Origin of the sequence: Eubacterium callanderi (assembly GCF_900142645.1) — a bacterium.
Classification (GTDB): domain Bacteria; phylum Bacillota; class Clostridia; order Eubacteriales; family Eubacteriaceae; genus Eubacterium; species Eubacterium callanderi.
This window is the reverse complement of record NZ_FRBP01000002.1, coordinates 166,695-189,772: the sequence shown is the minus strand read 5'-3', so window position 1 is coordinate 189,772 and position 23,078 is coordinate 166,695. Positions and strand designations below refer to the sequence as shown.

General features: G+C 48.3%; 27 protein-coding genes, 6 tRNA genes and 1 riboswitch. Of the genes, 21 read left to right on the top strand and 12 right to left on the bottom strand.

Annotation, left to right across the window (positions count from 1 at the left end):
• The first annotated feature begins 26 nt into the window (after nt 1-26).
• From BUC22_RS03200 to BUC22_RS03185, 4 genes are all read left to right on the top strand, one after another.
• The gene (locus BUC22_RS03200) at nt 27-590 is read left to right on the top strand and encodes a TetR/AcrR family transcriptional regulator (protein ID WP_013381541.1); all 564 of its coding nucleotides are present in this window, start codon (nt 27-29) and stop codon (nt 588-590) included.
• A gap of 210 nt (nt 591-800) precedes the next feature.
• Nucleotides 801-1,001 carry a helix-turn-helix transcriptional regulator gene (locus tag BUC22_RS03195; RefSeq protein WP_013381540.1) on the top strand — a complete coding sequence of 67 codons (201 nt, stop codon included), beginning with the start codon at nt 801-803 and terminating at the stop codon, nt 999-1,001.
• A 17-nt stretch (nt 1,002-1,018) separates the two neighbouring features.
• The gene (locus BUC22_RS03190) at nt 1,019-1,486 is read left to right on the top strand and encodes a hypothetical protein (RefSeq protein ID WP_013381539.1); all 468 of its coding nucleotides are present in this window, start codon (nt 1,019-1,021) and stop codon (nt 1,484-1,486) included.
• 18 nt (nt 1,487-1,504) lie between these two features.
• Complete coding sequence (locus tag BUC22_RS03185; RefSeq protein ID WP_013381538.1) at nt 1,505-1,939, top strand: hypothetical protein; 435 nt, start codon at nt 1,505-1,507, stop codon at nt 1,937-1,939.
• A gap of 93 nt (nt 1,940-2,032) precedes the next feature.
• Here the strand turns inward: BUC22_RS03185 and BUC22_RS03180 are convergent, their stop codons facing one another.
• Complete coding sequence (locus BUC22_RS03180; protein ID WP_073382326.1) at nt 2,033-2,680, bottom strand: type 1 glutamine amidotransferase family protein; 648 nt, start codon at nt 2,678-2,680, stop codon at nt 2,033-2,035.
• Between the two features lie 106 nt (nt 2,681-2,786).
• On the opposite strand from BUC22_RS03180, the gene BUC22_RS03175 reads away from it, so the two are divergent.
• Nucleotides 2,787-3,719 carry a helix-turn-helix transcriptional regulator gene (locus BUC22_RS03175; protein ID WP_013381535.1) on the top strand — a complete coding sequence of 311 codons (933 nt, stop codon included), beginning with the start codon at nt 2,787-2,789 and terminating at the stop codon, nt 3,717-3,719.
• A gap of 125 nt (nt 3,720-3,844) precedes the next feature.
• Here the strand turns inward: BUC22_RS03175 and BUC22_RS03170 are convergent, their stop codons facing one another.
• The 7 genes from BUC22_RS03170 to BUC22_RS03140 all read right to left on the bottom strand — a co-directional run bounded on the left by BUC22_RS03170 (nt 3,845) and on the right by BUC22_RS03140 (nt 10,090).
• The gene (locus BUC22_RS03170) at nt 3,845-4,729 is read right to left on the bottom strand and encodes a hypothetical protein (protein ID WP_013381534.1); all 885 of its coding nucleotides are present in this window, start codon (nt 4,727-4,729) and stop codon (nt 3,845-3,847) included.
• Nucleotides 4,730-4,893: 164 nt separating this feature from the next.
• Nucleotides 4,894-5,385, bottom strand: a complete 492-nt coding sequence (locus tag BUC22_RS03165; protein ID WP_013381533.1) for an ACT domain-containing protein — start codon at nt 5,383-5,385, stop codon at nt 4,894-4,896.
• Between the two features lie 9 nt (nt 5,386-5,394).
• Nucleotides 5,395-6,609 (bottom strand): aspartate kinase, encoded by a 1,215-nt coding sequence (locus BUC22_RS03160; protein ID WP_013381532.1) that lies wholly within the window; start codon nt 6,607-6,609, stop codon nt 5,395-5,397.
• Nucleotides 6,610-6,616: 7 nt separating this feature from the next.
• Entirely contained in the window at nt 6,617-7,348 is a 732-nt protein-coding gene (dapD, locus tag BUC22_RS03155; RefSeq protein WP_013381531.1) for a 2,3,4,5-tetrahydropyridine-2,6-dicarboxylate N-acetyltransferase, read from the bottom strand.
• 20 nt (nt 7,349-7,368) lie between these two features.
• Complete coding sequence (dapB, locus tag BUC22_RS03150) at nt 7,369-8,124, bottom strand: 4-hydroxy-tetrahydrodipicolinate reductase (protein WP_073382323.1); 756 nt, start codon at nt 8,122-8,124, stop codon at nt 7,369-7,371.
• A gap of 40 nt (nt 8,125-8,164) precedes the next feature.
• Nucleotides 8,165-9,046, bottom strand: coding sequence for a 4-hydroxy-tetrahydrodipicolinate synthase (gene dapA / locus BUC22_RS03145; protein ID WP_013381529.1), 882 nt, complete (start codon nt 9,044-9,046; stop codon nt 8,165-8,167).
• 45 nt (nt 9,047-9,091) lie between these two features.
• Nucleotides 9,092-10,090, bottom strand: coding sequence for an aspartate-semialdehyde dehydrogenase (locus BUC22_RS03140; RefSeq protein WP_013381528.1), 999 nt, complete (start codon nt 10,088-10,090; stop codon nt 9,092-9,094).
• A gap of 141 nt (nt 10,091-10,231) precedes the next feature.
• A riboswitch (Lysine riboswitch) is annotated at nt 10,232-10,402 on the bottom strand.
• Nucleotides 10,403-10,772: 370 nt separating this feature from the next.
• Between BUC22_RS03140 and BUC22_RS03130 the strand changes: the two genes are divergently transcribed.
• The 9 genes from BUC22_RS03130 to BUC22_RS03090 all read left to right on the top strand — a co-directional run bounded on the left by BUC22_RS03130 (nt 10,773) and on the right by BUC22_RS03090 (nt 16,661).
• Entirely contained in the window at nt 10,773-13,001 is a 2,229-nt protein-coding gene (locus tag BUC22_RS03130) for a PTS sugar transporter subunit IIABC (protein WP_013381526.1), read from the top strand.
• A 125-nt stretch (nt 13,002-13,126) separates the two neighbouring features.
• Complete coding sequence (locus tag BUC22_RS03125; RefSeq protein ID WP_073382320.1) at nt 13,127-13,948, top strand: PRD domain-containing protein; 822 nt, start codon at nt 13,127-13,129, stop codon at nt 13,946-13,948.
• Between the two features lie 125 nt (nt 13,949-14,073).
• On the top strand, nt 14,074-15,261 hold the full coding sequence (locus BUC22_RS03120; RefSeq protein ID WP_013381523.1) for a M20 metallopeptidase family protein: 1,188 nt from the start codon (nt 14,074-14,076) through the stop codon (nt 15,259-15,261).
• A 23-nt stretch (nt 15,262-15,284) separates the two neighbouring features.
• Entirely contained in the window at nt 15,285-16,028 is a 744-nt protein-coding gene (locus BUC22_RS03115) for a class I SAM-dependent DNA methyltransferase (RefSeq protein ID WP_013381522.1), read from the top strand.
• Between the two features lie 84 nt (nt 16,029-16,112).
• A tRNA-Val gene (locus BUC22_RS03110) sits at nt 16,113-16,188 on the top strand.
• Nucleotides 16,189-16,203: 15 nt separating this feature from the next.
• Nucleotides 16,204-16,280, top strand: a tRNA-Asp gene (locus BUC22_RS03105).
• Between the two features lie 107 nt (nt 16,281-16,387).
• Nucleotides 16,388-16,463 (top strand) — tRNA-Phe (locus tag BUC22_RS03100).
• Between the two features lie 42 nt (nt 16,464-16,505).
• Nucleotides 16,506-16,580: transfer RNA gene (locus tag BUC22_RS03095), tRNA-Gly, on the top strand.
• 7 nt (nt 16,581-16,587) lie between these two features.
• Nucleotides 16,588-16,661 (top strand) — tRNA-Cys (locus tag BUC22_RS03090).
• 70 nt (nt 16,662-16,731) lie between these two features.
• Here the strand turns inward: BUC22_RS03090 and BUC22_RS03085 are convergent.
• Nucleotides 16,732-17,319 carry a hypothetical protein gene (locus BUC22_RS03085; RefSeq protein ID WP_013381521.1) on the bottom strand — a complete coding sequence of 196 codons (588 nt, stop codon included), beginning with the start codon at nt 17,317-17,319 and terminating at the stop codon, nt 16,732-16,734.
• A 221-nt stretch (nt 17,320-17,540) separates the two neighbouring features.
• Here BUC22_RS03085 and BUC22_RS03080 point away from each other — a divergent pair.
• The 5 genes from BUC22_RS03080 to BUC22_RS03065 all read left to right on the top strand — a co-directional run bounded on the left by BUC22_RS03080 (nt 17,541) and on the right by BUC22_RS03065 (nt 19,807).
• Nucleotides 17,541-17,615, top strand: a tRNA-Gly gene (locus BUC22_RS03080).
• 197 nt (nt 17,616-17,812) lie between these two features.
• Nucleotides 17,813-18,433 carry a lysozyme family protein gene (locus tag BUC22_RS03075; RefSeq protein ID WP_050814041.1) on the top strand — a complete coding sequence of 207 codons (621 nt, stop codon included), beginning with the start codon at nt 17,813-17,815 and terminating at the stop codon, nt 18,431-18,433.
• A 38-nt stretch (nt 18,434-18,471) separates the two neighbouring features.
• Entirely contained in the window at nt 18,472-18,627 is a 156-nt protein-coding gene (locus tag BUC22_RS22015) for a hypothetical protein (protein WP_013379633.1), read from the top strand.
• A gap of 230 nt (nt 18,628-18,857) precedes the next feature.
• Nucleotides 18,858-19,196, top strand: coding sequence for a cupin domain-containing protein (locus BUC22_RS03070; protein WP_013379634.1), 339 nt, complete (start codon nt 18,858-18,860; stop codon nt 19,194-19,196).
• Nucleotides 19,197-19,297: 101 nt separating this feature from the next.
• Nucleotides 19,298-19,807 carry a GNAT family N-acetyltransferase gene (locus tag BUC22_RS03065; RefSeq protein WP_013379635.1) on the top strand — a complete coding sequence of 170 codons (510 nt, stop codon included), beginning with the start codon at nt 19,298-19,300 and terminating at the stop codon, nt 19,805-19,807.
• Here BUC22_RS03065 and BUC22_RS03060 read toward each other — a convergent pair.
• Nucleotides 19,802-20,017, bottom strand: a complete 216-nt coding sequence (locus BUC22_RS03060) for a KTSC domain-containing protein (RefSeq protein WP_041690115.1) — start codon at nt 20,015-20,017, stop codon at nt 19,802-19,804. The genes BUC22_RS03065 and BUC22_RS03060 overlap by 6 nt on opposite strands.
• Nucleotides 20,018-20,091: 74 nt before the next feature.
• Nucleotides 20,092-20,259: a YjzC family protein gene (locus tag BUC22_RS03055; protein WP_013379637.1), complete on the bottom strand. Its 168-nt coding sequence runs from the start codon at nt 20,257-20,259 to the stop codon at nt 20,092-20,094.
• A 154-nt stretch (nt 20,260-20,413) separates the two neighbouring features.
• Between BUC22_RS03055 and BUC22_RS03050 the strand changes: the two genes are divergently transcribed.
• Both BUC22_RS03050 and BUC22_RS03045 read left to right on the top strand, forming a co-directional pair.
• Complete coding sequence (locus tag BUC22_RS03050) at nt 20,414-21,073, top strand: hypothetical protein (RefSeq protein ID WP_073382318.1); 660 nt, start codon at nt 20,414-20,416, stop codon at nt 21,071-21,073.
• Nucleotides 21,074-21,397: 324 nt separating this feature from the next.
• On the top strand, nt 21,398-22,591 hold the full coding sequence (locus BUC22_RS03045; RefSeq protein WP_123876041.1) for a CaiB/BaiF CoA transferase family protein: 1,194 nt from the start codon (nt 21,398-21,400) through the stop codon (nt 22,589-22,591).
• 149 nt (nt 22,592-22,740) lie between these two features.
• Here BUC22_RS03045 and BUC22_RS03040 read toward each other — a convergent pair whose 3' ends face one another.
• Nucleotides 22,741-23,031: a hypothetical protein gene (locus tag BUC22_RS03040; RefSeq protein WP_013379640.1), complete on the bottom strand. Its 291-nt coding sequence runs from the start codon at nt 23,029-23,031 to the stop codon at nt 22,741-22,743.
• Nucleotides 23,032-23,078 lie beyond the last annotated feature (47 nt).

The window sequence follows — 23,078 nt, the reverse complement described above, 5'->3', positions numbered from 1 at the left end:
TATGATACCAAAAAGGAGGCGATCCCATGAGAAAACAACCCGAAGTTACTGAACAGACCAAAGCAAACCTCAGAACAGCGTTCTGGAGCCTTTATAAAGAAAAGGCCATTGAAAAGATAACCATCAAGGAGATAACCGATGCCGCGGGATATAACAGAGGCACGTTTTACCTTTACTATAAGGATGTATACGACCTTTTTAACAAGATCGAGGAGGAGTTGCTGGAGGAAATACGCATTCTCATCCATGATAATTTACCCCAGAAGGAGGGCTTGGATTTTGCAGGACATATGGGGTTGATTGTCAAGCTATCCCAGCAGTATTCGGCCTATATGTCGGTGCTGCTCAGCGACCACGGTGACCCCACCTTCGTCACACGGCTCAAGGAGCTTATCTGGCCTTTGCTTAACCGCTATGTTCTTGATACCAGCGCCCTTACCACCCAGGAGCAGTCCCTTCTGTCGGAGTTTTACCTCTCCGGACTTCTGGCAGCCATAACCCGCTGGCTTGAGGCTCCAGGTGATATGACCATCGACCAGTTTATCAGATTTGTGATGAGACAGGTGTTTTCCGGAGTGGTAATGGTGTAAAATAGTTGTAACCCATTGTGCTTTTTGAAGGAGGCATAAAAATAAGACAGATTAGCATAAAATAATTGCGTCGCCCTATGAAGTGCTTTAGATAAATAAAGATTTCTAATGAAGAGGGGATGCAATTAAAATTTATAAGATAAAAAGTAAATTATATTTGACTTTTTGTCGGATGAGGTTTAGAATAAGGGTGTAAAGGATGGTGACATAATGGGGAAGAACTTAAGGATCAAAGCCGCCAGAGCCGCCCTCGATATGACCCAGAAGGACCTGGCCGAGGCGGTTGGCGTTACCCGGCAGACCATGAACGCCATTGAGAAGGGGGACTATAACCCCACCATCAAGCTGTGCGTTGCGATCTGCAGGGTACTTGGGAAAACATTGGACGAGCTTTTCTGGGAAGAAGCCTGAACCATGGAGGAAGTGTAATGAAAAAGCAAGTGACTTACCGTGAAGGTGAATATGACGAGCGACAGGAAATGCTGCTGGGAAAGGTTTATAAACATTCTTTCGCAATAGCCTTATTATGTATTTATCTCGATGCGGCCATTGTGAATCAAAATTTTGTCTTTGAAAGCCGGCAACTGGAAAATGGAATGGTCATGATTTTGCCCGTGACTTGGTTCGTCGTTGAGCTGCTAGCCAGAAACCTCTTTTCGAGAAGTGGAAAGGTACCACTCTGGACAATTATTGCATTTGGATTAATGTTTATTGTTCAGCTTCCCTTTTTTCTGGGGAACACAAAACCAATTTTTTCAGAAAATAACAGCTGCCTGACAACAAAAGGCGAGCACTGTGTGATTTTACTCTGTATTTTGGTCATGACCGCGGCTTTGATCATTCGTAAGCTTATAAACTGGAGAATTCGGGTTGTAGAAGAGAAAGAAGAACTTTAACGACAGGAGGATTATGAAATGTTTAATTTGTGTAAGGAATACGACGAGCGGCAGCAGATTATCCGGGGAAACATCTGCAAGCATATTATGGTGATCATGGGCATCTGTGTTTTAATCAATGGCATCATTGAGGACGCGGGCTTTGTCTGGCCGGACAAATTCATCGCTGGTATTATTCTGATCATGGTACCCATCACCATCGGTACGGTTGAAATGAACATCCGGGGCGTCTATCTGAGTAAGGACCGCCAGGTTTTCTTTGTGGTCGTCTTTGGGCTGGTGGCTCTCGCCAATGTGGTTCTTCTCATCAGCCACAACGAGCCCCTTTTTACCGCAGGCGCCATTACCGATTACGGCGAGCACGCGGTTCTGGCAGCCTGTTTTCTGACGATTTTTATCTCTGCCATCATCCGTCTGATCTACGATAAGCGCATGGAAAGGGTTGAGGAATAAAAATAGACCCCACAAAAGAGGCACTCAAGCAGAGCAGCCGCCATACAGGGCGGAAAAGGCAGGTGTATTATTTTAGCGATACGCCTGCCTTTTTTATAGGGTTCCATTTCCATCGCCAGACGGCAAAGTTTGCATGAGGGCAAAGAAATGCTCAGGCTCCCCGGTACAAAAGTACTCATACCAGGCTTCCAGCGTGTTTGACTGAAAAACGCCTAAATGCTCAATGATTTGTTTTGCCCACAGCAGAGCGCCGGTAGAGCCGGCAGTAATAAGATTGCCCTCCGATACAGAGGGTTTGTCGATGTAATAGCTTTGCCCCTTATAGCCGGGAGAGACCATTTCAAGAAACCCCGGCCCATTGCTGGTATGCGGGCGCTTATCCAAAAAGCCAAAGCGGGCAAGGGCAGCGGTAGCCCCACAGATTGCGCACACCATAGCGCCTGAAGCGAGAAATTCGCTTGCTTTTTCGATGACAGCCTCATGCCTTGGGTCGTTCCAGGTGTCTGCGCCCGGCAACAGCAGCAGGCTTGTTTCTCCCACCACAATGTCCTCGATTAAGCAGTCGGGCAGAATGGTGAGCCCGCCCATTGTATGGATTGGCGCTTTAGAATCGCTTACCGTTTTGAGCGATATACACCGTGCGTCTTTTTTAAAAAACCGACCGGAATTCAGCTCCGAAGTAACATGCCCTAATTCCCAGTCCGCTAAAGTATCAAGAACATAAACATAAATTGTAAACATAAATTTCCTCCAATTTCATTGTCTTATTGATTTGTCTGCTTTTTTATTGTACCATGTCATTGTTGACAACAGTATGGCAACAATCAAATAGAAAGGCGGCAGCTTGATGAAAATAGACAGACTTGTCAGTATTATGATGATACTCCTTGATAAAAAGCGTATCGGCGCCCAGGCGTTGGCGAATATGTTTGAGGTTTCCCCCCGCACCATTTACCGTGACATCGACGCGATCAACATGGCGGGGATTCCTGTTCATTCGACCCCGGGAGCGGGCGGCGGCTTTGAAATCATGCCGGCATACAAGATTGATAAAAAGGTTTTTTCGGCGCACGACCTTTCAGCCCTCCTGATGGGGCTTTCCAGTCTTTCGGGCATGGTACGGGGGGATGAGCTGGTACATGCGCTTGCCAAGGTCAGGAGTTTTATCCCTGCCGACCGCGCAAAGGACATTGAATTAAAAGCAAATCAAATAAACATCGATTTGAGTCAGTGGATGGGAAACAGAAACATACAGCCATACCTGGAAATTATTAAAACCGCGATGCAGGAAAGCAGGCTGCTGACCTTTGGATATATAGCCCATCACGGAAACAAAACCACACGAACCGCCGAGCCGTACCAGCTTGTCTTAAAAGGCAGCCACTGGTATTTACAGGGGTATTGCCATAAAAGAGAGGACTACCGCTTATTCAGGCTATCCCGCATGTCAAACCTGCAAATGCAGGAGAAAACTTTTACACCGCGGGAGTATCAAAAACCGCCGCTGGATTTTGATAATATTCTGACGAATCTGCAGACAAAAATTAAAATCCGTATTCATAAATCTGTGATGGACAGGGTACTTGATTTTTGCGCTTATGAGGACTTTTTACCAGACGGTGACGCACACTATATTGTCAGCTTTCCTTTCATAGAGAACGAATACCACTACGGTATTCTGCTTAGCTTTGGGGACAAATGCGAGTGCTTAGAGCCGCTGCATGTCCGAGCGGAAATGAAGCGCAGAATACAGAAGATAGCGATGATATACGAAGGCTAGCAGGCTGTCGCGCGTGACAAGTCAAACAAATATGTAAAACAAAAAAACAGCGCAGCCAAAGCTGCGCCGTTTCCCGAAATTAATTCCCATACTGTTTTATGAGTGTTGCCCGAAGACCCTGTTTTTTATTCGTTTTCCCCGTCCGCAGTGGGTGAAGGGAGAATGGAATTGATAGCGTCTTTGATGAAGTTGGAGCCGCCGCCGGAGTCAGAGCCACTGTCTGTGCCACTTCCCGGAGCTGTCGTGGTGGTGCTGTCCGAGCCCGTGCTGGGGGGTGCGGACGGCGTGGCAGACGGGCTGGGGCTGCTGTTTTTCTGATTGTTGATGAGCCTTGTAATCTGGGACTGGCCGTTTTGTATCCAGCTGTTAATGGTCTCCTGGTTGATCCCTGTGTTTATGCCAAAAAGCCCGAGCCAGATCAGCAGTGTGTAGAGCACGGCGATCAGGGTTAAAAGGATTCTTGGAATCAGACCGAACTTTTTATAGCAGTACATTAGAAAAATGCCGAGCGGGGGTACAAGAACCAGCATAAGCAGGATGAACCAGGTGCGGGCGTAAAAGGGATCGCCGGAACGTCTGCCGCCGGGCATACGAAGCCCGCGCCCGCCGGTACGGCCCTTCTTACCGCGCCTGCCCTTATTGCCCCGGCTGCCGGAGCCATCGTCGTCCGCCAGGTCTGTATCTTCGTCCGCATAACGACTGCCCCCTGCGCGGCTGTCACGTCCGCCGGAACGGCCTTCGCCGCGGCCGCCGTCCTGCATGACCCGGGCCACCGAAGATTTAAACTGGCCGATGAGCTCCTTGTCGGAGGCGTCAATTTCCAGGCGTACCCGCCCGTCGTTCTGTATCAGAAAATTAATATCGATATAACCGTTCTCGCCAATATCGGCGGCAAGGCGGTCAAAATGTTCATCCACCTCCACGCGCTCAAAGCCCGCGTTCCAGAGTGCCTCCTCAGAAGCGTCAATCCAGTCGTCCAGACTGCCTCTGGCAGATAAATTTTCACGCATTTATTTTCACCTCTGATTTTATTGAATATTTCACAGTGCTTTTTATTATACAATGGAAAACTTAAATAATCGGGGATAAAACCAGCTTTTGTTTAAAAAGGAGACTGATCCGAAGAGCATAAAAAAGATGGCGCGCCGTTTCGGCACGCCACCTCAAAGCCGTTTCAATCCTCCAGATCAAAGGCCTCTTTTGTGGCCGCGACCGCTTTCTCGGTATCCTCGATCTTGATGATACAGGAGATACGAATTTCGGAGGTGGTGATCATTAAAATCTGGACGTCGTTGTCAGCCAGCACCTGGAAGAATTTGGCGGCGACCCCGGACTGGGTGCGCATGCCAATGCCAGAGACGGACAGGCGTGTAATATCCTTATTGATGGTGATTTTAATTTCAGGGTATTCCTCGCCAAGGGCGTTTACGATGTCCTTGACCTTCTCCAGGTCGCGCTCGAGTACAATAAAGGAAACGTCAAAGGCGTTTTTGACCGGAGCAGTCTGGGTGATGATGTCGACATTGACGTCAGCGTCTGATAGCTCGCTGAGGCAGCGGGTCAGGATAATGGAATTGACCGGCACTTTCTTCAGCGAGATCATGAGGTTTTTGTGGTCAACGGTCAGGCCGTCAACACTGTGGCTCTCCATATAGGTGGTCGTCATAAGGGCCTCCTACAGGTCGAACGCGTCGGCGGTGGCCATGACAGCCGTATCCCGAAGCTCGGATGGAATCACGCAGGAAATGCGGATTTCAGAGGTTGTGATCATGAGCATGGGGATATTGTTGTCGGCCAAAAGCTGGAAGAATTTGGCCGCAACGCCGGACTGGCTGCGCATGCCGATGCCCACAACAGAAAGCTTGGAGATTTCCTTGTTGATGTCCATTTCCACCTGAGGGTATTTTTCCATGAAATCATACAGGATCTTCCGCAGCTCGGACAGATCCTCGATGGGGGCGGAAAAGGAAATGTTGATCGCGCCGTAGACCGGAGCGGTCTGGCTGATCATGTCGATGTTAATGCTTTTTTTAGCCAGGTCTGAGAAGAACTGGGCTGTAATGTTCATATCAAAGGGAACGTTCTTGAGAGACACCATCAGCTCGTCGTTGTCGATGGCGAGGCCGGTAATGGCCTGCTGTTCCATAGGACTCATGTTGCTGTCACCTTCCTTAATGAGAGTACCGGGCACGTCGTGAATACTGGATGCCACATAGATTTCCGCGTTGTACTTGCTGCCCAGCTCGATGGCGCGGGCGTGCATGACGCCGGCGCCCAGGCTGGCCATTTCCAGCATTTCGTCAAAGCTTACCGTGTCCAGCTTTTTAGCCGGCGGGTACAGCCGCGGGTCCACACCGTAGATACCGTCCACATCGGTGTAGATTTCGCAGGGGCATTCTAACACACAGGACAGGGCAACCGCGCTGGTGTCAGAGCCGCCCCGGCCCAGGGTGGTGATATCGTCATTTTCATTAACCCCCTGGAAGCCTGCGATAATAACGATTTTGCCGTCATTCAGGGCATCCTCGATTTTCCGGGTTTCAATATCCATGATCCGGGATTTCCCGTGGTGGCCCATGGTGTGGACGCCCACCTGTGGGCCGGTAAAGGAGATCGCATCGTAGCCCATGGCGTTGAGGGCCATGGACAGCATGGAGATAGAGACCTGTTCGCCGGTCGCTAACAGCATATCCAGCTCGCGTCTTGGCGGCGCGTCGCTGATGGAGTAAGCCATTTTGACGAGCTCGTCGGTGCTTTTGCCCATGGCAGAAACCACCACGACCATCTGATTGCCATCTTCTCTTTTCTTAATAATACGTCTTGCGACATTTTTAATACGGTCGATGGTGCCCATGGAGGTACCGCCGTATTTTTGGACAATGATGCTCATCGGAAACTTAACCTCTCAAATCGTCGAGTAATTCGGTTTTATCCTCGGTTTTTTCGTCCTTGTCTTTAACGACTTTGGCAGGGGAGCCTGCGACCACAACGCCGGCAGGAACTTCCTCCGTCACCACTGAACCAGCGGCAACCACAGCGCCCTTACCGATTTTGACGCCCTCAAGGATAACGGCGTTGGCCCCGATCAGGACTTCGTCCTCAATGATGACCGGCTGTTTTGACGGTGGCTCAAGCACGCCGGCGACCACAGCGCCCGCGCCGATATGGCAGTTCTTGCCGATGGTAGCACGCGCACCCAGCACAGCATTCATATCGATCATGGTGCCCTCGCCCACAACCGCGCCGATATTGATCACGGCGCCCATCATGACCACAGCGTTTTTGTGGATGTGCGCACCCTCGCGGATAAAGGAGCCAGGCTCGATGCGGGCGTCCACCTCGGTTAAGTTAAGCAACGGAATGGCCGAGTTGCGGCGGTCACATTCGATGCGGACAGAGGAGATGGAGCCTGTCTTGGCGTCCAGAAGGGCGCTGATCTCACCGGCCTCACCGATGATGATGCAGGCAGAGGGATCGCCGTAATATTCGTAGCCGGCCAAGTCGCTCGGTCTCAGGTAGCCGCGGACATAGGCCTTTACTGGCGTGGATTTCTCGACGGCCTTAATATATTTTGCGATCTGGTATGGGTCGTTTAAATCAAATTGTTTTTTCAGTTCTTCGTTTGTCATGTTAAATCCTTTCGTGTGGTTTAATTGTCAATTAGCATTTCCATATTGTAGAGGCCGGGGGCCTGGTCTACAAGGTATTTGGCCGCGGTCACTGCGCCGCTTGCAAAGACTTTTTTGGAGAGGGCAGTGTGGCGGATTTCGATCAGTTCATCGTTGCCGGCGAATAAGACCGTGTGCTCGCCGGGGATGGTACCGCCGCGGACGGCGTGGATACCCAGTTCCTGAGGGTTCCGCTTACAGTCTCTGCCGTAGCGGCCAAAGGTATAGTCCTTTTTATTTTCAAGGCCGTCGTTTACCGCGTCGGCCAGGAGCAGCGCGGTGCCGCTGGGGGCGTCCGCCTTTTTGTTGTGGTGCTTTTCGATAATCTCAATGTCAAAGCCGTCCTCCAGAGCGCCGGCCATATCCCGCAGGGCTTTTGCCAGAAGGTTGATGCCCAGGCTCATGTTGGCCGTTCTGAAAACCGGAAATTCCTTTGAGCCGTCTTCAATATCGGCCAGGTTCGCTTCGGAGAGGCCGGTGGTGGCGATGACGATGGGGGTTTTGGTGTCTCTGGCATAGCCAAAGATGCTGTCAAAGGCCTTGTAATGGGAAAAGTCAATGATGACATCCGCCTTTTCCGCACACTGGCTTAAATCGGAATAGACAGGGAAGGGGGTGTCCTGATCGGTGTTGATGTCAAAGCCTGCCACGATCTGGCAGTCCGGATCTTCACCGATAATGGTCTGGAGCATATGCCCCATGGCGCCACCGACGCCGGATAAGAGTATATTTAGCATAGGGGAGTACCTCTTTTATTAAATTTTATGAACCGCCTTATTAAAGCAGTCCGTATTCCTTCAGGGCTTCAACCAAACGCGCTTCATTGGCCTCTTCCATTTCAACCAGGGGCAGGCGCATTTCGCCGGTATCGGTGCCCAGCAGCCGCATGGCGGTTTTAACCGGAATCGGGTTGGTTTCATAGAACATGGCCAGGTTAATCAGGTTGGTGTCAAACTGTATTTTCCGCGCCTTGTCCACATTTCCGTCCATAAAAGCAGAGACCAGGTCGTGCATATCCTTTGGAATGATGTTGGCAGAAACGGAGATAATGCCTTTGCCGCCCACAGAAAGGATGGGCAGGGTCTGGTCGTCGTTGCCGCTGTAAACATCCAGCTTGTCGCCGCAGGTGCGGGCAATTTCTGTGATCTGGCTGATGTCGCCGCTGGCTTCCTTGACTGCCTGGACATTGGGGATCTCGGCCAGCTTCTGCATGGTGGACACACTGATGTTGGCCCCGGTGCGGCTGGGCACATTGTAGACAATGATCGGCACCTTGATGGCGTCGGCAATGGCCTTAATGTGCACGTAAATCCCCTTCTGGGTGGATTTGTTATAGTAGGGGTTAATGACTAAAACCGCGTCCGCACCCTGCTCCTCAGCGTATTTTGAGAGCATGATGGAGTAGGCGGTATCATTACTGCCAGTACCGGCAATGTAGGGAACGCGGCCGGCAATATGTTCGCCGGCAACCCGCAGCAGATCAAGATGCTCCTGATCGGTGAGGGTTGAGGTCTCGCCGGTGGTTCCGGCCACCAGAATGGCGTCGGTGCCATTTTCGATGTGCCAGTCAATGAGCTCTCTGAACCGGTCAAAATCAATCTTGTTGTCCCTGAATGGTGTGACCAGAGCCACACAGCTTCCTGTAAAAATAGTGGACATAATAGTTCCTCCTCAGTATTTTATCCGGCGCGGGGCCGGAAAGTGTTAAATTAAGCCTTCTTCGATTAAGGCGAAAGCGATCTGTACCGCGTTGGCAGCTGCGCCCTTGCGGATGTTGTCGGCAACACACCAGAAGTTGATGCCGTTGTCGATGCTGAAATCGCGGCGGATACGGCCGATATAGACGTCATTGGTGCCTTCGGCTTCACGGGCCAGCGGGTAAACATTGTTGGCAGGGTCATCTCTCAGGACACAGCCTGGTGCGTCCTTGAAAAGGGCCTTGACATCCTCGATTTCAAAAGGCTTTTTGGTTTCAACGTTAATGCTCTCGGAATGGCCGTAGTAAACCGGAACACGCACTGTGGTAGCGGTCACCCGGATATTGTCGTCATGCATGATCTTGTGGGTTTCGTTGACCATTTTCATTTCTTCCTTGGTATAGCCGTTGTCCAGAAAATCGTCGATATGGGGCAGGCAGTTGTAGGCGATGGGGTGTGGGTAAAACTGGTTTTCGGCGCCCTTTACGCCTTCCTCCAAATCCTTGTAGCCCTTGACGCCAGAGCCGGAGACGGCCTGGTAGGTAGAGTAGACGATACGGTCGATCCCGTATTTGTCATAGATGGGCTTTAAGGCGACCATGGCCTGGATGGTAGAGCAGTTTGGATTGGCAATGATGTTTTTGTGTCTTTTTAAGTCCTCTGGGTTTACCTCCGGCACAACCAGCGGCACTTCCGGGTCCATGCGCCAGGCAGAGCTGTTGTCAATGACAATAACGCCTCTCTTGGCAGCGGCAGGGGCAAAGCGTTCGCTGGTGCTGCCGCCGGCAGAGAACAGGGCAATATCAATGTCCTTGTCAAAGGCCTCGTCGCAGAGCTCCTCAACCACGTATTCTTTATCGCCGAATTTGACGGTTTTACCCTTGGAGCGGGCAGAAGCCATAGGATATAAATTATTTACTGGAAATTTCATTTCTTCCAGTACCTGAAGCATTTTTTGACCGACCATGCCAGTGGCGCCGACCACAGCAACGTTGTATGATTTCATCGAGAAATCCTCCTTTGATTAAATATAATAAAAAAAGCCAGTAAAGATACCAGCTATAAAATTGCAAAAAGTTACAGATTCCGGAAAGCACAAAAGCCCTGAGGGCCAGAGTCCGGAAGGACTAAAATGTATCGAGTTTGCAGTTTTGACAGCACTCCATCTTTCGATGACAGTATTATTGTTCTTCACAATAACCCCAGGAAGCCGGCTGACAGTACCGGGCCCTTCGGCGTTTTTCCCTTTGGCCGCCATTCCTCTTACCCTGTCGTAATCCTGGCAGTTACTCTTTAAAAACGCGCCTCTATCTTTACTTATTAGTTTGTAATCCCTATTGTACCAGATGTATACAGGAAAAGAAACAGAAAAATTCAAAATAATGTAAAATTTGCAGACATTATTTTCATAAAAAAAGCTTGACAGATTCTTAACAGTGCCGTATGATAGTGGTAGTTAAATAATTTGTACCGATGGTGTGTTACTGGTTATGCAGGCATTAACTGTCAAAGAGCTGTTTGTTACAGTTTTTTGAGAGTTAATGCCTTTTTTGTTGCCCGAAATGAGACCAGCTTATAAAATTGGGTATATAACCTGAGAAGCTTGTTATCGTTTTATTCGATAGCATTAGGTCTCTATTTCCAACATGTACAAATCATAACACCATTACAAAATGAGGAGGAAACAAATGAAAGACAAGATTTTTGGTGTTCTGCAGCGCGTAGGCCGCGCCTTCATGCTGCCAATTGCCCTTCTTCCCGTAGCGGGCCTGCTGCTGGGGATCGGGGGCTCCTTTACAAATGAAGTGATGCTGGAGTCCTACGGGCTCACCAGTGTCATGGGCGAGGGAACCGTTGCCTATACCATTTTAACGGTCATGAGTGAGGCGGGGAATGTTATTTTTGCCAACCTGCCCATTATTTTTGCCATCGGCGTGGCCATTGGCATGGCGAAGAAGGAAAAGGCTGTTGCCGCGCTGGCAGGGGTTATCGGCTTCTTCATCATGCACACAGTTATCAGCACCCTGATCGGCCTGACCGGCACCTACTCGCCGGAAACCCTGGCAGCCGCCAACGAAACCGCCAGGGCAGCCGCCTTAGCCGCGAACCAGCCCTTTACGGAAATTGTGGCCAGCCGCCTGCTGCCGTCTGGCTCCATCTCGAGTACCGTCGGGATCGAATCCCTGCAGATGGGGGTATTCGGTGGGATCATTGTTGGGCTCGGCGCAGCAGCCTTAACCAACAAATTCTATAACATCAAGCTGCCGTCTGTGATCTCCTTTTTTGGCGGCACCCGTTTTGTCCCCATCATCACCGCGCTGGTTTACCTGGTAGTGGGCGTTTTAATGTTCTTTGTATGGCCCTATATCCAGATTGGAATCAACGCCATCGGCAATGTGGTCATCAATTCCGGCTACATTGGCACCTTTATCTACGGTTTTATCGAGCGTGCCCTCATTCCCTTTGGCCTGCACCATGTGTTTTATATCCCGTTCTGGCAGACCAGCGTCGGCGGCGTGATGAACGTGGACGGACAGATGATCGAAGGGGCCCAGAATATTTTCTTCGCCCAGCTGGCCAGCGGCAACGTGACCCAGTTCAGCGTAGAGGCCACACGCTTTATGTCCGGTAAATTTCCATTCATGATCTTTGGGCTTCCGGGCGCAGCTCTGGCCATGTACCAGTGCGCCAAGCCAGAAAAACGCAAGCTCGTCGGCGGCCTGCTGTTGTCCGCAGCTCTGACAGCTGTCCTGACAGGGATTACCGAGCCCATCGAGTTCACCTTCCTGTTCGTGGCACCGTTCTTATACATTATTCACTGTGTGCTCTGCGGTCTCTCCTATATGCTCATGCACATTTTAAACGTTGGGGTTGGGATGACCTTCTCCGGCGGTCTCATTGATATGTTCCTGTTTGGTATTCTCCAGGGCAATGACAAGACCCACTGGGTCAATATTGTGCTGGTGGGCGTGGCTTACTTCTTTATTTACTGGATCCTGTTCAGAACCCTGATTAAGAAGTTTAACCTGAAAACACCAGGCCGTGAGGATGACGATGAAGAAACCAAACTCTACACCCGGGCCGACGTCGACGCCAGAAAGAACAGCGGCGCAGAAGGCAGTCCTGCCGTAGGCGTCAGCGATCCTGTTTCAGCCATGATCACAGTGGGCCTTGGGGGTAAGGCGAATATCGAAGATCTGGACAACTGTATAACCCGTTTGCGTACAACGGTCAAGGATTCATCCATTGTCAGGGAAGACCTTTTAAAACAGAGCGGCGCAGCCGGTGTGGTCATCAAGGGCCAGGGCGTTCAGGTTATTTACGGACCGACCGTACCGAATATCAAGTCAAACCTTGAAGAATTCCTGGAAACGCCGGAAGCGGATAACCTGTCGCTGGATGTGGCTGAAACCGAAGCGCCAAAGGCCGGAGAAACGCCAGAAGCTGCTGAAAGGAATGGCACTGTCGAATTTTTCTCAAGCCCCATCGACGGCTGCGTTGCCAGTATCGAGGAAACCCCGGACGATGCCTTCAGCCAGAAAATGCTGGGCGATGGCATTGTGGTATTCCCGACCGGCTCCGAGGTACACGCGCCCTGTGATGGCTCCATTGAGGTGCTTTTCCCCACAGGCCACGCCATTGGGATGAAATCCGCCGACGGCACAGAGCTGCTCATCCATGTGGGCATTGACACCGTTAATCTGGACGGCAAGGGCTTTACCCCGCACGTTGAGCAGGGCGATATGGTCAAGCGCGGCGATCTGCTCCTGACCATCGACCTGCCCTTTATTGAGGCTAACGCCCCGTCCGCGGCTGTGCCCATGATCTTTACCGGTCTGCCGGCGGGCAAGGATATGAAGATTCTGGCAAAAGGCGACGCGACCACTGATATGGATGTTGTCGAAATTGACGGATAAGTGTATAATAGGATAGAAAGCTAAAACAAGACCATCAGCGAACGACAAAAGGAAGGCTCTTTATAATAGGAAAGGCCTTCCTTTTTACAGCTTTGAGAGAAGATACAGAAGGGGGGATACAGCGAGTGTACTGTGTCAAAAAAGTTTTAAATAACAACGCGGTTCTGGCCGTTGACCTCAGACGCAAGGAGGAGGTCATCTTTCTGGGGAAGGGCGTGGGCTTTAACAAAAAAGTCAACCAGCCCTTTGAGGACCCGAAAAGCGTTAAAAAATACCATTTGCAAAAAGAAACCAGCAAAGGCCCTTCAGACAAGCTTATCAGCGCGGTCGATCCAGTTTATCTGGAGATCGCCAATGATATTATCCGTCTGTCCGAGGAAAAATTCAAAGCTGTGGATACCAATATTCTGCTGCCGCTGGCTGACCATATCGCCTTTTCCATTGTCCGTATGAACAGTCGGATGGATCTGTCCAACCCTTTTTCGGAGGATATCCGCTTGCTTTTTGAGGAAGAGTATGCCATAGCCGAAAAGGGTCGGGAGATCATCCGCGAGCGTACCGGTTACAGCATTCCCGACGAGGTCAGCTACATTACCCTGTATATTCACTCGGCTCTCAGCGACACTCAGGTTTCCCAGTCACTCAAAATTCCAGTAATCATCCGAGAGAGCATTGAACGGATCGAGAAAGAATGTGGCGTCAGGATCGATATGGGCTCCTTTGCCTACAACCGGCTTTTATATCATATTAAGTGTATGATGGCCCGGGTGCACAATAACGAGAAGCTCAACAGCGATATGATCGAGTTTACAAAGGAAAAATGCGCCTACGCCTTTGAGGTGGCCGGAGAAATCTGTGAAAAGTTATCCCGCGAGCTGGGCGAGCCGTTTACCGAAAAAGAGGTCAGCTACCTGGCCCTGCACATCGAGCGTATCCGAAGCGCTTAACCATAAGAGATGACATGCCGTTTTGACACGTCATCTTTTTTAATGGCCGCGGTGGCTGCGCGCGCTTGTGTTATCCCGGCCTTTAATATATAATTATGCTTAATCTTTAAAAAAGGAGTGATTTCATGGCAGTTGACTTTTATCAAAAGCTTCCTGAAGCTATCAAAGCCTATGAGCCGGAAGCCGTCAGTCTCCGGCGGGCTTTACATAAAATTCCGGAAACGGGCTTTAATGAGCGTGAAACCCAAGCGTTTATTATGGATTACCTTGAAAAGCTGGGCTATACCCCTGAGAAGGTCTGCGATACCGGCGTTGTCCTGTTTATCCCAAGCCTGAACGGGCTGGATGAGACCATCGCCATCCGCACCGACATGGACGGCCTGGGCGTAGTGGAAGAAACCGGGGTGGATTTTGCCTCCGAGCATGAGGGGATGATGCACGCCTGCGGCCACGACGGCCATATGAGCATGGTGCTCCTGGTCGCCAGATATTTGAAGGAGCACCCGGAAGCCCGAGTGCGCAACACGCTGCTGGTGTTCCAGCCCGCCGAGGAGGGACCAGGCGGAGCCGGCCCCATTGTCGAGAGCGGCGTGCTTGAAAAATACAAAGCCAAAGCGATTTTTGGCTACCACCTGTTCCCCTTTGTAGAGGAAGGGCTCATCAGCACCACCCCAGGGCCGATGATGGCAATGACCTCGGAATTTTATATCGATATTCTGGGGAAAAGCGGCCACGCGGCCGACCCGGACCAGGGGATCGATGCCATTGTAGCCACTGCCGATTACATTTCCGGCCTTCAGAAAATCGTGAGCCGGACAGTGAGCCCAAACGACAGCGCCCTGCTGTCCATCGGCACCATAAACGGTGGTACACGGATGAATATTATCGCCGATAAAGTCATCCTTTCCGGTACAGTGCGCTCATTCTCGGAGGATGTCCAGAAGGCCATGAAACAGCGCATGGTGGATATGGCCAGAGGCATTGAGCAGATGTACCATTGCAGGATTGAAATCAGATTTGTCGATATGTACCCTCCAGTGATCAACAGTGAGGTCCTGTTCGACCAGATCTGGCCCCTGTGCGGTGAGGCAGATGAAAAGAAGCTATTTAAAAAGGTGATGCTGGCTGAGGATTTCGCCATGTACCGGAAAGCCATTCCCGGTGTTTTTATGGGCCTTGGCTCCGGCAGCGAGGAGAAGGGCTATACCCAGAACCTCCACACCCACGGCTTTAATTTTGACGAAAAGGTTCTTCTGAGAGGACTTCAGGTTTATATGAATATTCTTACCAAAGCGGGAGAATACACCCTTTAAAGAGAGAGTGAGGAGAAAACAGAATGTATGAGGAATTTGCACAGGTCTATGATGACCTGATGCGCGAAATTGACTATAAGCAGTGGGGGGATTACGTGTTCCGCCTTCTGCTCAATGCGAAAAATGAAGTGAAAAGCGTGCTGGAATTTGGCTGCGGCACCGGTAATATTACCAGCGAGCTGGCCCAAAAAGGCTATGCGGTAACCGCTGTGGATTTGTCCGAGGAAATGCTGACTGTCGCGGATGAAAAAATCGCCGAACAGAACCTGGGAGATGTCCGGTTCTTTATGGGAGATATGAGCAATTTTCAGATCGGCGAAGAATTTGACGCGGTGGTTTCCTGCTGCGACAGCGTCAACTACCTGCCCGACAAGGCGGCGGTTCAGAACTTCATTTATTGCAGCCAGGATGCCCTTAAAAGCGGCGGACTACTCCTTTTTGACATCAACACCCCAGTTAAGTTTAAAGAGGTTATAAAGGACAATACCTATGTCTATGACCTGGACAATGTCTACTGCGTGTGGGAAAATTCGCCGGACTTTGAAGCCGGGCGTATGGACTACGATCTCTCCTTTTTCATAAAAGAGGAGGACGGCCGCTACTCCCGTTACGATGAAAGCCAGAGTCAGTATATTTATACGGTAGAGGAAATTTACCACATGCTCAAGAACGCAGGCTTTATGAATATTAAAATCTACGCTTTTGGCACATTCCTGCAGGGAAGCAACGAATGCGACCGCGTTCAGTTTGTGGCAGAAAAAAAATAATTTTAATTTTTTTAAAATTTGTGTGAAAAAAGTGTTGACAAAGAGTGCGTGCTGCCGTATAATAATGCACGTACTCAAGTTGATGGTCGCTTAGCTCAGCTGGGAGAGCACCTGCCTTACAAGCAGGGGGTCATAGGTTCGAGCCCTATAGCGACCACCATTTTTTATGTACTGCGGCCTGGTAGTTCAGTTGGTTAGAATGCCAGCCTGTCACGCTGGAGGTCGAGAGTTCGAGTCTCTTCCAGGTCGCCATTTTTATTGTACATAAACGTAAAAGTATTTATTTTTTTCTAAAAAAGTACTTGACAACATTAACTTGAGACAGTATAATTAGTACTCGTCACTGCAAGTTTATGCAAGCCCAGATAGCTCAGTCGGTAGAGCAGAGGACTGAAAATCCTCGTGTCGGTGGTTCGATTCCGCCTCTGGGCACCACTTTGATCACTAAGTGGCCAGACAGTGTTAATAGATTAATAAGCGGAAGTGGCTCAGTGGTAGAGCATCGCCTTGCCAAGGCGAGGGTCGCGAGTTCAAATCTCGTCTTCCGCTCCATTTTTAAGGTGCTATAGCCAAGCGGTAAGGCAAAGGTCTGCAACACCTCTATCCCCAGTTCGATTCTGGGTAGCACCTCCAATATTAAATTTTAGTCGCTGATTCAGCGGCTTTTTTTATTTAAAAAAGAGCCTCGCAGGCTCTTGGTAAATTACTTGGTTTTTGACAGAATACCGATGGTGGATCTTCTGGGCAGAACAAAGGCCGCGTCCTCCATTGAAACCCCGATTTCGGCAGGATAACAGCCAAATAGGTTAAAAAGTTTAACCTGTTCGTCTTTTGGCCATGCTTCACCCATGCCGGGAACATAGTCGTAAATATCAGGCCAGCCGACGGAGCTGCTTACCTTCTCCGATACAAAGGTCTTTCCGGTGCCCACCAGGAGGTTCATGATGCCATCAATTATAAAAAGATCCATCTGATCCGTTAAGGAAGCAGCATAAGCGTCAATTTCAGTGCCGCAGGTCGCAATGTACGCGTAAAGAGCATCGCCCTCATCCAGATTTGTCATAAGCTTTGGGCTGGTAAAGGACGCGCCGTTGATCACAATCTGCGTTTCCGTTTTTTTATCGACAGAGCCGGGAATGACCAGCGCCTTTGGCACTGCGGCAGCATTGGTCTGATCCAGCAGGAGCTGCGCCTGATTTAAAAGCCGTTTACGATTCCGAAGCTTCAAAGCGTCGTTTAAAGTCTCCATGGTTATTTCGAAGGGAATCGGGTTAAAGATTTGCCCATTCATAAAAAATCACTTCCTTGTTAAAGTCTTAATGGCATTATAGCACACCTTTACATTAATATATCCTAAAAGAAAATAATGAAACATCGGTTTTACTTATGCCCGTCCATAAATTTTTTTGAAATATTATTGACATTTTCAAGGTAAAAGAGTAATATTATATGCAGTTGCTCATGTGTGACGTATTTCAGTGATATAAGTATAAGACAAAATAGTAATCTTAAGCGGAAGTGGCTCAGTGGTAGAGCACTGGCTTCCCAAGCCGGGGACCGCGGGTTCGAATCCCGTCTTCCGCTCCATTATAGTAAAGAAGATGCCTGAAACCCAGTGTCTGATTGGGGTTCGGGTTTTTTATTTGCACTTGGCAGCCCTGGAATAAAGTACTCAGCACAATTCTATTAAATTTACATTTAATAGAGGGCTTAAATTAATTCTTATATAAGATTTAAAGATTAGAATAGTGTCTGAACATTATTTTGAAAGGGATTTTAATTTTATGAAAAAAAGAAGGCGTGCCAGAAAGAAGAAACGGTTCAGACCGCTTATCTGGGGGATCGTGGTGATCGCAGGTGTCCTTCTTCTTAATTGCAGCTTTATGGCTGGAAGGGGAAATAAAAACAATGATGAAGCCCAGGAAGGAGGGCTTTCGTCAGCGGTTGTTGAATACAGGCCTGTGGTCGCGCAGTACGCTGCCGAGTATGGGATTGAAGAATATACGGATTATCTGCTAGCGGTTATGCAGGTAGAATCCGGAGGTAACCACGAGGACGTAATGCAGTCCAGCGAGTCGCTGGGGCTGCCGCCAAACAGCCTTGAGACAGATGAGTCCATTAACCAGGGCTGCCGCTATTTTGCAAAGCTGCTGAGGCTTGCTGCGGAAAAAGGATGTGATTTTAACACTGTCGTGCAGGCTTACAATTTCGGCGATGAGTTTCTTGACTTTGTCGCAGAAAATGGAGGCACCTACACTGTTGAGCTGGCAGAGGAATACGCCAGACAGAAATCCGGCGGTGAAGAAGTGACCTATCTAAACCCCATTGCCCTGAAAGCAAATGGTGGCTGGCGTTATAAATATGGGAATATGTTCTATGTTCAGCTTGTTTACCAGTATATCTGAGAAAGGCTAGAACAGGATTTTTGATAAAAGGAGAAAAAATGAAGATAGCACAGGAACAGAAGAGCCGCAATCTGGATATTTTTTATGTAGACGGACTGATTGAGAATATCCTTGAGCAAATGCTGAAAGAGGTCGATAATCTGACACCAGAAGAGAGCGTTCATTTTAAAAAGAAGAAAAATTTAATTGTTTAGATTGCGGATATGATTAAACCATTCTGACAGGGGTATAATTATTTTTGAACACACATACCTCTTACTTAAATTAATAAAACTTACTCCCCCAACTTTTCCTTTTTTAAAATCCCCGGGTCTTTGTGATCCGGGGATTTTTCTGTTTAAGCTTCGCTTAAATGTTGCGAATGTCACGGACTTGTTGTGGAAAAGGGTATATATTAATAACAACAAAACAAATGGAGGTACTTATGATGAATGAACGTTTTAAAAATATAGATTTAAGAACAGTGCATGCCCTGGCGAATTTGGTTGATTACGCTGAGGGAAGAGTAGAAAGCAGAACCCTTGCCCAGAACGACGTTTTGAGTATCACAGTTTTTTCTTTCCCAGAAGGTGAGGGATTGAGTACTCATGTCGCGGGCGGCGACGCATTGCTCTACGTTATGGACGGAAAAGCAGGAATCACCATCGGTGATGATCCGCAGAAGGCTGTCAGCGCAGGCGAAATGATTATTATGCCAAAAGGTATTCCCCACAGTGTGGATGCCCTTGAAGCATTTAAAATGTTTTTAGTGGTCATTCAGTAAGTAAAAAAACCGGCTCTCAAAAGGGCCGCTTTTTATTTGTCAAAAAATGGAATTTAGATTATAATATAATGCTAATGACCGGAAAAGGAGGAAAGTACAGGATGAATCATCTAACCATTATGCAGGCTGAGAAGGAGGACGCAAAGGCACTCTTACAATACCGCGACGCAATAGGCGCGGAGAGTGATAATCTAACCTATGGAAGTGAAGGATCTGGCATGACGGTGGAAGCCCAGGAGACTTTTATTCAAAGAACAAAGGAATCCGGTGAATCGGTCATGTATGTTGGGAAAATTAATGGCGAAATCGTAGCTCTGGGCTCGATCACGGCCTATGATAAGCCGCGTATCCGTCATCGGGGCGAGTTGGGCCTGACTGTTCGAAAGTCTTACTGGAATCAGGGGATCGCCACAAAAATGATGCAGGCTCTGATGGCATTCGCAGAGGAGAGGATAAGCTGTGAGGTCGTCGAGCTGGAAGTTCGTTCCGATAATGAGGCCGCTATTCACCTTTATGAAAAATTTGGCTTTAGGACCATCGGCATTTACGAAAAATTCTTTAAAATCGGAGATCAGTACGCCCCGGCTAATTTGATGAATTGCTATCTATAAGCTATATGCGATTTTTTTGCGCGGGTACTGCCCGCGGATATGTTTGCCGTAATATTTGCCCACGGATTCCGCAGCCAGCATGCCCTGGTAATGGCGGAAAGGAACATTAAAATATTCGTATAAATTTCCGCTTTTAAACTGGATATACAAATTTCCGTTGTGGTAGCCGATGGAATCGACCAGGGTAGAAGCGACAAAATGCATTGACATAGGATTCACGCCCTTTTTTCTCATTATAACATGTGAATATGGAAAAAGCCACTGACAGTCAGTGGCTTGTAGGATTATTGCTTTTTCCATTTATGGCCGGCTTCCTGAGTAGGGGGAAGGCGGTCTCCCTTGGCGATTGTGACAACACGGCCGTTTTTAATTTCGCCGCCGCGTGGGCCTACTTCCTTATAGGTACCCGGTGCCTGGTTGTCTGTACCAGGGTTTACGAGTTCTGACATCATAGAAATCACTCCTTTCAAGTTTAAAGGTCTTTATATTTGTATAGAACAAATATATCCAAAGGGCATGACGAATAACGCTCTTAGCAGCCTCCTGCTGTAAGAGTAATAAACCTTTAAGAAAAATCGGTTTTATTTAGAAATTGGGAGAGTAAAGATGAAAATAAATTACCCAACACCAAAACACAGAAAGTATATCGATTATATGCAGGATATATGCAATGAACAGCGACTTTCCCTTGTTTTAGAGGGATCTCTGGCGGCAGGAAAGGCAGGCTGTTTTTCGGATATCGACTTGATCTTAACAGGAAATATAACGGCAGGACAACTGGAAAAAATAATATCAGGCTATGGTTCTTTAGCCATGACTAATTATACGGAAAAGCCAAAAGGAATTTTAATCTTAAACTATACAGATGGTATCAGTGTTGATCTGGATATACGTAAGACTGTGCTTAAAGAGGAAATTGCAGTAAATCATATTTTGTGTAATTTTGGATTTGACATTGGCAAAAGAGTTGAGCGTCTGGGATTAAGAATGGACTTAGTGCCCGAGCGTCCCCTCTGGTATAAAACCCTCAGACTTATCCACCGGTGTTGTTTAAAATATCTGACAGGTAAAATAGAGAATGCCGATGGGTTGGAGAGAGAAGTTGCCGAGGGAGTAGAACAGTGTTGCGGCATAAGGCTTCAAAGACAAGCAATTCCAAAGAGTATGATCGAAGCCTTTAATACTATTGATGAATATTTTTCTGTTGAGGTTATTATTCGAGAGCTTTTCGAGCCTTTATTTAAAGAAATGAAAGAAAAAGCGTAAAAAAAGGCAAAATTTTACTCTTTTAGAGTTTAAAATTGGCTATAGCTAAAAATAGTTGTCTGTTTTAGATCCGTTTGAATTTTTTTCTGTCAAGATTTTAGCAGTAAACAGAGGCAAAGTGCATTGAAACTTTAGCGCTAAAAGAATAAAATAATGAAGAATTCCAAAGAGCTTTTGTCTTTAAATGCAAAAGCGAATGAAAAGAATTGAATGATTCTTTTCCCCTCATTTTTTGTCTCCGGTCCGCCGGAGGCATTTTTGTTTTTTGCATAACAGCGGTCATTCTGTTAAAATGAAGCTAAAAAATGGGGAGGAATTATGACAATGACAGATAAAAGAGAAGAAGGAGCTCTGGAGGGCTTGAAAATACTGGATTTTTCAACACTTTTACCAGGCCCCTTTGCCACAACCATGCTGGCAGACCTGGGAGCAGAGGTGTTGAAAATAAGCGGACCGGGCAAGCCGGATATTGTTTTAGACTATCCGCCCTTCATTGAGGGGACAGATGTATCGGCGAACCAGGCTTGGCTTGGGCGAAATAAAAAGACCATGCTGCTGAATTTGAAAAAGCCGGAAGCCGTCGATATCGTTAAAAAGCTGATCATGGAATATGATATTGTTATGGAGCAGTTCAGACCTGGGGTCATGGAAAAGCTGGGACTGGGTTATGAAGCCCTTGCCGAGATCAACCCGCGTCTGATCTACTGCTCCTTAACCGGGTATGGACAGACAGGCCCTTTGAGCCACAGGGCTGGGCATGATATTAATTATCTGGCAAGAAGCGGCAACATGGCCCAGGCTGGCCGTACGGAAACAGGACCGGTTCTGACCAATATGCAGGTAGCCGATGTAGCGGTGGGATCAATGAACTCAGTTATCGGGATTCTGGCAGCGGTCCAGTACAGGAATCGGACAGGGAAGGGACAGCGTGTGGATATTGCCATGCTGGACGGCCTCATTCCCTTTAATGGTATGGACGGCACAGCCTTTCTGGCGGATGGAAAAGTTCCGAAGCGCGAGGGTGAACGTCTGAATGGCGGCTGTATGTATGATTTTTATGAGACAAAAGATGGACAGTATTTAAGCCTTGGCGCCCTTGAGCCAAAATTCTGGGCAGAATTTTGTCATTGTATCGGGCGTGAGGACTTGATCGAGGGATCGGTATGGCCTGAGGACGTAAAGGCGGTCAAGGAGGTCATAAGGGGGATTCTCAAGGAAAAAACAAGGGATGAGTGGATGGCTGTTTTTGACGGCCTCGATGTGTGTGTGGAGCCAGTACTGTCAGTGCAGGAGGCTCTGTGGGAGGATGCGCATATTCGTGAGCGTGAAATGGTGGTAGAGGTAGAGCTGCCGCTGTCAGATGGTAAAAAGGTCACCCAGTACGGCACAGCGGTCAAGTTGTCCGAAAGCCCTGCCCAATACCGATACGGCGGTTATCCGGTCGGCTATCACACAAAAGAGGTGCTGAAAGCAATGGGCTGCTCAGACGACGAGATTGAGAGCTTAACATCAATATAATTTAACAAGCATTTAACTGGTGCTCAGGGCAGAAAGCAGCTATAATTAAATCAGACACCAGAAAACTTTTCATTTTTCTCAGGGGCTTCCGCTTTTTGGCGGGAGCCTCTTTATGTATAAAAAAAGCCTGGCGAGCCAGGCATAAGGTGTTAAAAAAGACGTTCGCCGCCGAATATAAAGAACAGCAGGCTGGCCACTTTAAAGACGACTACCATAAGACCAATGGTCCGTCCGGTTTTTGCGTTATCATTTTTCGGATCTGCCGCCAGCTCTTTTTTCCCCATAAAAAAGGCTGCAACGCCGCAGATAAGGATGATGCCGCTTAAAACAAGTGAAATTGGATTGGTGTTATTTTGAAAGCTTAAGAGGATGTTAAGCGCCCACAGAATAATGGCTATTACGCCAAAGGTATAACCTCTTTTACCAAATTGAAAGCCCATATTTTTCTCCTTTTCTTTTGTTAGTTGAACGTTTTGGCTCAGTGCTA